Origin of the sequence: Moorena producens PAL-8-15-08-1 (assembly GCF_001767235.1) — a bacterium.
Classification (GTDB): domain Bacteria; phylum Cyanobacteriota; class Cyanobacteriia; order Cyanobacteriales; family Coleofasciculaceae; genus Moorena; species Moorena producens_A.
Map to the genome: position 1 here is coordinate 2,278,295 of NZ_CP017599.1, position 9,413 is coordinate 2,287,707.

Annotated in this window: 8 protein-coding genes and 1 pseudogene; 4 read left to right on the top strand and 5 right to left on the bottom strand. The window is 43.7% G+C overall.

Annotation, left to right across the window (positions count from 1 at the left end; all coding sequences use genetic code 11):
- The first annotated feature begins 21 nt into the window (after window positions 1–21).
- From BJP34_RS08845 to BJP34_RS08855, 3 genes are all read left to right on the top strand, one after another.
- Window positions 22–1,503: a hypothetical protein gene (locus tag BJP34_RS08845; RefSeq protein WP_070392026.1), complete on the top strand. Its 1,482-nt coding sequence runs from the start codon at window positions 22–24 to the stop codon at window positions 1,501–1,503.
- Between the two features lie 58 nt (window positions 1,504–1,561).
- A complete protein-coding gene (locus tag BJP34_RS08850; RefSeq protein WP_070392027.1) occupies window positions 1,562–2,800 on the top strand; it encodes a SpoIID/LytB domain-containing protein in 1,239 nt (412 codons plus the stop codon).
- An 84-nt stretch (window positions 2,801–2,884) separates the two neighbouring features.
- Window positions 2,885–4,087 (top strand): argininosuccinate synthase, encoded by a 1,203-nt coding sequence (locus BJP34_RS08855; RefSeq protein ID WP_070392028.1) that lies wholly within the window; start codon window positions 2,885–2,887, stop codon window positions 4,085–4,087.
- Between the two features lie 74 nt (window positions 4,088–4,161).
- On the opposite strand, the gene BJP34_RS08860 is transcribed toward BJP34_RS08855, so the two are convergent.
- Together BJP34_RS08860 and BJP34_RS08865 are read right to left on the bottom strand one after the other, a co-directional pair.
- The gene (locus tag BJP34_RS08860) at window positions 4,162–4,791 is read right to left on the bottom strand and encodes a DedA family protein (RefSeq protein WP_070392029.1); all 630 of its coding nucleotides are present in this window, start codon (window positions 4,789–4,791) and stop codon (window positions 4,162–4,164) included.
- A 226-nt stretch (window positions 4,792–5,017) separates the two neighbouring features.
- On the bottom strand, window positions 5,018–5,266 hold the full coding sequence (locus tag BJP34_RS08865; protein ID WP_070392030.1) for a Ycf34 family protein: 249 nt from the start codon (window positions 5,264–5,266) through the stop codon (window positions 5,018–5,020).
- Window positions 5,267–5,477: 211 nt separating this feature from the next.
- Here BJP34_RS08865 and BJP34_RS08870 point away from each other — a divergent pair, with 211 nt between their 5' ends.
- On the top strand, window positions 5,478–6,746 hold the full coding sequence (locus tag BJP34_RS08870) for a CCA tRNA nucleotidyltransferase (protein ID WP_324611038.1): 1,269 nt from the start codon (window positions 5,478–5,480) through the stop codon (window positions 6,744–6,746).
- Window positions 6,747–6,847: 101 nt separating this feature from the next.
- Here the strand turns inward: BJP34_RS08870 and BJP34_RS48590 are convergent, their stop codons facing one another.
- The 3 genes and pseudogenes from BJP34_RS48590 to BJP34_RS08880 all read right to left on the bottom strand — a co-directional run.
- Window positions 6,848–6,979 carry a hypothetical protein gene (locus tag BJP34_RS48590; RefSeq protein WP_267876518.1) on the bottom strand — a complete coding sequence of 44 codons (132 nt, stop codon included), beginning with the start codon at window positions 6,977–6,979 and terminating at the stop codon, window positions 6,848–6,850.
- A gap of 21 nt (window positions 6,980–7,000) precedes the next feature.
- The gene (locus tag BJP34_RS08875; RefSeq protein ID WP_070392032.1) at window positions 7,001–9,115 is read right to left on the bottom strand and encodes a response regulator; all 2,115 of its coding nucleotides are present in this window, start codon (window positions 9,113–9,115) and stop codon (window positions 7,001–7,003) included.
- An 11-nt stretch (window positions 9,116–9,126) separates the two neighbouring features.
- Window positions 9,127–9,363: pseudogene (locus BJP34_RS08880) on the bottom strand (ATP-binding protein); the annotation flags it as partial.
- Window positions 9,364–9,413: the final 50 nt, after the last annotated feature.

A 9,413-nucleotide genomic window follows, 5' to 3' on the forward strand; every position in this document is an offset into this window, starting at 1 on the left:
CGGTAAATAAAATATGCAATTATGAAACTGACTCATCCTAAATCTCTCACTTCCTCATCGAAGTTTGATGTGCATGTTCGTGCCGTGACGTTACACTCACAGCCTGCTAAGCTGCATATCGACCTTGAGATTGCGGGGCGGTCATTTTTTTCACACATAACCTATCAATCTATTCCGTCTTGGGATGCCTTATGGGAGCGGTATGATCAGAGCATTGAGCCTGATCTGTTGGGGGCACTGGTGGCATGGGAATGTATGCGATTTTTGGCACTGGGGGGTGAGAAGGTTATTCTTTGTGAAGGGTTGCAATGCAGTGCGACCGTTTGTAAGTTGTGGACTGATTGCTTTCGTAAACAACTGGGCGAATGGCGCTATCTCAATCAATTGCGCTATCCATCACCCACTTATCCGAAGCTCGTGGTACAAGAACCCATTTCCCAGATTGAGTGCGACGGCTCGACTGCACCTCGACAGGCTCAGTATCCCCGTGCCGAAGTCTCGCCCCCACCACGCAAGAGCGACTTGTTAACCAATGGTGGCGGTAAGGATACCCTCGCTGGCATTTTGTTACTGAGGGAAGCTGGTGTGCCATTCGACATGTATGAGGGCTATGTGCCAATCGCCAAGAGCAGCATTGCGCTACAGGAAGCCTTGCTTCAGCGGCTTAAAGAAGCGGCAGCCCTGCCAGAAAGCAAGACAATTAAGGTTAAGATTGAAGATAATTTCTTTAGTTGCCCTGATCACGTTTTCGAAGCGATGGGGGTGCAAGCTAAACACAATAAAATTGACTTTATAGTGGGACATACCGCCAATTATATTGGTTACTTTCCTGTTATTCTTTACCATCAATATACCAAAGTCTGGTTTAATATCGAACGATCCGCCGATAACAGCATGGACGACTGGGATGGAGAGCCTATTAATCACCAATGGTGCAAAAGTGTTGAATACCAACAAAAGGCCAAGCAGATATTTACACAGATCACGAATTGCAATTGGTTTGAAGGCTTTTTCAGTACGCTTCGCGGACTGTACGACATCTCGATCTATGCCATTGTGGCCCAGCATCCTCAGCTGATGAAAGCGACACATTCTTGCAACTACGATAAACCTTGGTGCAAGCGTTGCCCTAAATGTTGTTTTTGCTACTTGATGATGTGTGCTTATTTTGATGAAGAGTTTGCTAAAGAGGTTGTCGGCTCTGAAATCAGCCTTTTTAAGATTCCTCAGAACAGAAAACACTTCGAAAACCTACTCGATCCTGACAAAGTGGCTTGGGAATGTGTGCCTTCCCATGAAGAGTGCCGCTTGGCTGGGTACATCTGCTTGCAAAAAGGCATAGACTATCCCATTTTGCGAGATTTTGCCCAATTTTCAAAGAAAGAAGCCGATCGACTTTGGAAAAAATACACCGAAATTAATTGGGAAGTCGTTCCTAACGAACTTCATTCCGTCCTTTCGGCAGGTTTAAGGTCAGCACAACAGTATTCAGAATCCCAATAACACCGCTGTATTGTATATTGGAATAGCAGGTGAAGCAACTGTTTAATTTTACTGACGAATGAAGAAATCAGTGTTGTGGTCAATTGCCCTATTTTCAATTGCCCTATCTGTACCTTTAGTCTTAGCGAAATCCCTGTCACCTGGCTCTGAGTTAGAAACATCTTCCTCAAGGTCTTCTCCTCCAAATTCCCCAGATCAAGTTTCCCCTGAGTCGGATGGGTTGTCTAACCAAGAGGATACCACCACATCTGAACTAACCTCTACCGCCACAACTCCAACACCATCTCAATCTCCTACCTCCAAGGATCAGAATTCCACTGTCTCTAAGTCAACACCCTCACCAACCCTAGCCCAAACTAAAGCTACCGAAGCATCAACCTCTAGTAAGCAAGACACGAAACAATCTACTGCTACTACTAAGGATAAATCCCAGGATAAATCCCAGGATAAATCAGATAAATCAACCAAGACTGAGTCTTCTAATCACAACAACCAGCCGCCCAGCCAGTCTGAAGGAGCTACCAAAAATCAGCAACCAGCACCAAAGCCATTGAATGATGCTCCCATCCTAGAAATGCGAGTTGCTGTAGCCAATGGTGTTAAGTCTCTGGTAGTGGCTACCTCAACACCAGGTGAGTTGCTGGATGCTAGGGGTCAGCCCCTGGGTAAACTAACCGCCAATCAGGGAAGTAATGTTAAACCATTAGGGGACTATATTCAAATTGGTAGCTATAAGACCCCGGCAGGGATTTGGGTGAAGCCAACTAACGGAGGGTATGTATTGGTGGGAAATCGCTGGTATCGAGGGGATTTGCTATTGATTTCTAAGGGAGATAGCATCTTGGCAGTAAACTACGTTGACCTTGAGCTTTACCTGACTTCGGTGGTGGGAGCGGAAGTGTATCCTAGTTGGCCAATGGCAGCTCTGAAAGCACAAGCCATTGCTGCTCGCTCCTATGCTTTGGTTCATGCGATTCGACCCGCTAGTAAGTTCTATGATTTGGGAAACACTCAGCGTTGGCAAGTTTACAAAGGAATCAAATATGAGTGGAACACCACGGCTCAGGCAGTTCAAGAAACTCGCGGCATTTTTCTAAGTTACAAAGGTGGGGTGGTAGAATCCTTGTACGCGGCTTCTGACCATATTGTCAAAAATGTATTTGGTGGTCAGGGTATGAGTCAAACCGGAGCTCGTGACTTGGCTAAGCAGGGTTACACCTATCAAGAAATTTTAGGCAACTATTATCCAGGGACTAGTTTGGCTTGGATTGATACTGTTGAAGCGGATTACGATTAGAATTTTGTGGCAATTCAGCAACCGTTTTCTGGAAATATGTGGATAGAATAGTTATTTTGTTGTTTTCCACAGGGTGAAACTATCATGAGCCGTGCTGAAAAAGTTGTTCTAGCATATTCCGGTGGCGTAGATACGTCGGTTTGTATCCCTTATCTTAAAGAAGAATGGGGAGTCAAGGAGGTGATCACCCTAGCGGCAAATTTAGGTCAGGGAGATGAACTAGAACCAATCAGACAAAAAGCCTTGGACGCTGGGGCAACAGAATCCTTGGTTGCTGATGCTACCTACACCTTTGTCAAGGACTATGCTTTTCCAGCCATTCAGGCTAATGCTCTTTATGAAAGTCGCTATCCCCTCTCTACTGCTCTGGCTCGTCCCCTGATTGCTAAATTATTGGTGGAGGCTGCTGAAAAATACGGTGCAGATGCGGTAGCTCATGGTTGTACCGGTAAGGGCAATGACCAGGTGCGTTTTGATGTGTCGATTATCGCCCTTAACCCGAACTTGAAAATATTGGCACCAGCTAGGGAGTGGGGTTTCTCTCGTGAAGATTCGATCGCATATGGTGAGCGCTTTGGTATTCCCTCACCGGTGAAAAAGTCTTCCCCCTACAGCATTGACCGCAACCTGCTAGGGCGCAGTATTGAAGCAGGGGTGCTTGAAGATCCGATGGTAGAACCACCAGAGGAAGTTTATGCCATGACAAAAGCGATCGCAAATACACCAGACGAGCCAGAGTATATTGAAATCGGCTTTGAGCGGGGTGTCCCCACTATTCTTAACGGTAATCTCCTTGACCCCGTGACTTTGATTAGTCAACTCAACGAGTTAGCTGGCAATCACGGTGTGGGACGGATTGACATGGTTGAGAACCGGGTAGTCGGTATTAAAAGCCGAGAAATTTACGAAACACCAGCCCTATCGGTGTTGATCCAAGCTCATCGTGACTTGGAAAGTCTGACCTTGACCGCTGATGTTACCCAGTACAAGCGAGGGATTGAAGACACCTACAGTCAAATGGTCTACAAAGGCTTGTGGTACAGTCCCCTTAAGGATGCTTTGGATGCTTTCATTCAAAAAACCCAGGAGCGGGTATCCGGTACAGTCAAGGTAAAACTTTTCAAGGGTAATGCCGTAATTGTAGGACGTCAGTCAGAGAATTCTCTCTACACTCCGGAACTGGCTACCTACACCTCCGAAGACCAGTTTGACCACAAGGCTGCTGAGGGTTTCATCTACTTGTGGGGATTACCAACTCGGGTGTGGTCAGCAAAAACCAGGAGTTAGGAATTTTGGGTTACGGTAATTGGGTTACGGTAATCGTTAACTACCAATTACCGATTACCCTTAGCCAATCTCAACTAATCCCCCATGCCCAATTTCTGCTTACGAGACTCAAACCATTTAGGAACAACAATCGAGCCAATCACCAAGATCAGAGCAACAATCGCAAATTTAGATACCGAAGAGATTAATAGTTCCAGAGGTATCAAGCGTCCGCAAAAGTAAGATAAACTCACCATCACTGATGCCCAGATACTAGCACCAGCGAAATTGAATAATAGAAATTTCGGGTAAGGCATCTGAACAATCCCTGCCATTGGGCCAGCAAAGATCCGCAGTATTGCCACAAATCGACCAAAAAAAACTGCCTTAGCAGCGTTCTTACGAAATTCGGTTTTAGCCTCTGTCAGTTGTGCTTCTGTGATCCTGACTAAACCCACAATTCGCAGTAGTAAGGGCCAACCACCGATTTTCCCAATCCAGTAACCACAGTTATCTCCTAGGACAGCACCAGCGATCGCAGAGCATAGGACTACCCAATAATTGAGTTCGCCGCTACCTGCACCGAAGCCACCTACCAGGGTAATGGTTTCTCCCGGTATGGGAACCCCAGCGTTTTCCAGGGCAATCCCAAAAAAAACTGCCCAGTAGCCATAGTCCTTAGCTATGTCCTGGACTGTTTCCAACGATAAAAGCTCAAAAGACATCCAGCGTTACAAAAATTAATACTTTTTAATATTTTGGCTCGATCGTGTCTTTTGTGTCAATTAAAGCAGTATTATAGAAAATACTGGACAAACACAACCAGAACCAATTCGAGCTTTTATCAAAAGCTTGCTTGGTTAAATTAAAACTTCACTGGCGATTAATCCCATGCTTATCTTAGGTAGAGAGTGGAGCTTCTCGCCAGAATACCTAAAATTCACAATCCCATCAGGTGGGTACCAGTTCACCAGGACGAAGCTTTGCCCACTTGCCACTTTCCTGCTTAAAGCTATTACACCCCACAACGTCCCATTCCATTTCGATTATATCTTCAGTAGAACGGATATTGACATTGATGGTGGGCTCAACCGCTTCAAAGTTGGGAGATTCCGTCAGGTGAGGTACCTGATGCTGGGTTTCCACAGCATGGTATGTAGTACACCGGTCTACGTAGTGGCAGTTAATGCAAATACACATTGCTTAAACTCCATTTCCTTTATGTTAGCATAGCTCAAATCAGACATTTCTTGAGTAGCTTATACGATAAAATAGTTAACTATTGGGTACTTTGTTGACTACTTTATTTTCCAAAAAATTTCTGTTTACGATTCCGAGGTTGCGATGTTCTCTATTCGAGTTTAGCACATATTGATATATAGTATTCATTCTGATATTTCAGAAAATGACTATGACTTATCAAACTGCTCTATCACCCGAAAATTGGCCGTTTAACTGGGAGTTACTCCCTTCTGACGCTTGCTTGGTGGGTGGTGCGGTTAGGGATGCTCTGATCAACCGACAGTCGGATTACTTAGACTTAGACTTTGTTTTACCCACTAAAGCAGTACGGACAGCAAGCAAGCTAGCAAGACGTTATAAGGCCGGATTTGTGGTTTTGGATGCCCAGCGTCAAATAGCTAGGGTAGTGTTTGGCAACGCAACAGTTGACTTTGCTCAACAGGACGGGGATAGCATAGAGGCTGACTTACATAGGCGGGATTTTACGATTAATGCGATCGCATTTAATCCCCACACCAAGGAATTCATTGATCCATTACAGGGTATCTTAGATTGCCGTAAAGGGATAATCCGGATGGTGTCACCAGAAAACTTACAAAATGACCCATTACGATTACTGCGGGGTTATCGACAAGCCGCTCAGTTGGGTTTTCAGATTGACCCAGCCACCCAGTCAGCGATTAGAAAGGTAGCACCGTTATTGAGCCAAATCGCAGCAGAACGAGTACGGACAGAATTGGGCTATCTCCTCAAGTCACCTCAGGGTGTACCTTGGCTCAAAGCGGCCTGGGAGGATAATGTATTACGACCATGGCTGGCTGATGCCACGGCTGAGGGTTTAGAGCACATGGCAGCAATTGACCAATCCGCTATGGTACTGGCAGAAACCTGGCCTAAGCTTGGGGTGGAATTGAACTTAAAGGTGACTAAGCATTCTTTATCGTTGCTAAATTTGGCTAAGTTAGCAAATTTATTATCATCAATACCCCCAGTTGCTGAACAACAGCTGTTAGCTCTAAAGTACTCTCGTGTTCAGACTCGAATAGTAGTCAGGGCAATCCAACATTTGCCCCAACTGCTGTCTTATACTACTGCCAACGAGATCCCATTACGGGACCAGTATTTCTTCTTTCTTAACGTTGGAGCTGTCTTTCCTGTGGTAGCGCTTTTGGCAGTTGCCAGGGGCATGGCTGTGGATACTATAGCACCCTTGATTGAGCACTATTTGAATCCCAATGACCAGGTTGCCCATCCGACACCGCTGGTTACTGGTAAAGATTTAATCAAATCCCTTAAGTTATCCCCTAGTTCTAAAATTGGTGAGTTACTGACTGAGATTCAAATTGCACGGATTGAGGGCAATATCGATAGTATTAAAGGTGCTCTGGAATTTGCTGCCAAACTGGACTCAATTAACTGTGGCTCTCAAGACAAATAACAAATCACAAATGATATCAAATCCGGTTGACTAATTATCATAAGCATTCAGCTATCAGCTATCAGCTATCAGCTATCAGCTATCAGCTATCAGCTAATGCGCTACAGATGGTGCTCCTTGAGGTGCTTTTGAATAAAATAAGCTGACCACTGACCACTGACCACTGACCACTGACCACTGACCACTGACCACTGACCACTGACCACTGACCACTGACCACTGACTGCTTCCAAATCACCTACTTAAATTAAAATTTACTCAATATATTCTTGAAGAAAGCTCCGAAGTTTTTTCATATTAAAATCATCAGTAAATTGATAAATAGTTTTGGCAAAACTCGTAAATCGCTCATCTAATTTTTCAAGCTTTTTTATTTGTTTGTTGATAGCAAACACATTGCCTCTCTTTGCCAGTTCATAGAGTTGAACTAGTACATCCGCTGGAGGAGGTACAATCCCTTCTGCTGAACTCTCCTCAGAGGATGAATCAATTGTGGTTTCTGGGTCTGATTCAAACTCTTCATACACCCATTCCAGTTGCAGATGCTGCTGTAACTTTAAGAGTAATTCTTCAACTTGTAATGGCTTAGTAATAAAATCATCACAACCCGCCTGCCGACTTTTTTGCTGATAGGAATCAAATACGCTAGCTGAGAAGGCAAACACCACAATATTCTTCAAGTCTGGTGTAGCACGAATGCGCTTAGTCATTTCAAAGCCATCTAGCTCAGGCATGACCACATCAGCCAGAATAAGGTCTGGTTTTGCCTTGGCTGCTTGCTCTAACCCTTCAAGTCCGTTACTTGCCTCTAGCACCTTAAATCCTAGCGGTTGCAACAACTCGATGATCACAGAGCGATTTTCCCATTTGTCGTCTACTATCAATAGTTTTGGGGACGGTCCAGTGAAACCAATAATTCTTCTTGGAGAGACTTGAGAAGTATACTCACCAATCTCTGATATAGGGAACTCTATCTCTAGAGAAAAAATACTGCCTTCTCCAAAGGTACTCTCAACCTGAAGACTACCCCCCATCATGTTGACAATTCTTTGGGTAATAGTTAATCCGAGTCCAGTTCCTTCAGCACGGTGAAACCTATCTCCCACTTGTTCAAAGGGCAAAAATATTTTTTCCAGTTGTTCTTCTGGCATACCTATGCCTGTGTCTTCAACTGAGAACCGGACTTGGGCGAAATAAACTTGTGCTGAATCTTGCCTTACTCTTATTCTCTCAACCTTAAATATTACTCTACCTTGGTCAGTAAACTTAATAGCATTTCCCAGTAAGTTTAGCAAAACTTGTCGCAGGCGTTTCTCGTCAACCGAGATACTATTGGGAACTTTATAACAGGGTTGGTAAATAAATAAAATTCCTTTTTGCTGAGCTTTAATATGGCAAATATCTACTACCTCGATCAGAAAGTTTTGAAAATTAATATCTATGGGTGAAAGTTCCATTTTCCTCGCTTCAATTTTAGAGAAGTCGAGAATGTCGTTGATCAGATTTAGTAGATGTTTGCCACACTGGTAAATAATTCTAATCGCATTTTTTTGTTGGGGAGTTAAGATTTTGTCTTGCTGGAGAATTTGCGCATAGCCTAAGATACCGTTGAGAGGAGTCCGCAGTTCATGACTCATGTTGGCGAGAAATTCACTTTTAGCTTGATTGGCAGCATCAGCGACTTTTTTAGCTTTCTCTAATTCCTGGGTGCGGGTTTGAACTAATTCCTCTAAGTTCTGATTAAAATCCTGTAATTGTGCATAAAGGGTTGATAATTCTTGACGACTATTTTCCAGGGTGATAAGATCACGGTAAGATCTCAACGCTGTAATCGCTGTTGTCACTAACTTGTGTCGAGTCAGTTCAACTTTGAGCTTATAATCGTTGATATCGTAATTTAGAATAACTGATTCTTCAGGGGCTTCTCCCGGCTGACCAGTGCGTAAAATAATCCTCACCAACTTATTGTTTAGCTCCTCCCGAATCGATTGGGCAACTCTTAATCCGGCATCATTGGTTTCCATTACCACGTCTAACAACATGAAGGCTGTATCGGGATTATCCGCAATTAATTGTTTGGCTTCGTCAGCAGAATAGGCAGAAATAAAGATTAATGGTTTGTCATCAAATGTGAATTGTTTTAAGGCTAGCTTGGTAACTTTGTGGACTTTGATATCATCATCCACTATCATCATTTTCCAAGCCGTTTGACTTTCCTCTGAGTGATTAGAGTCTTCCGTTTCCTCAAAAACTAATTCTTCATCTTCCTCAAAAACTAATTCTTCATCTTCCTCGAAAATCAGGTCTTGATCCTCTTCAAAAACTACTTCCTCATCATCAGTTATCACCTCATTAATTGGCTTGATCATTATCATACACCTCATCCTTGGATTCTTTGATTGATTGCTGGAAAAGTCATCACAAATTGTGTTCCCACACCCACCTCACTTTCAGCCTTGATTGTCCCTTTCAGCTTTTGAACCACTAAATTATTGACAATATGCAATCCTAGACCACTTCCTCCTTGATGTCTAGCTGTTGTACAGAATGGTTCAAAAATTCTTTTCAAATTGTCGTTAACAATCCCACAACCGTCATCGGTATATTCAACGATTACTTGATCCTCTTGACCGGTCTTGACAAAACTATAGCGCTATTTAAAACGTC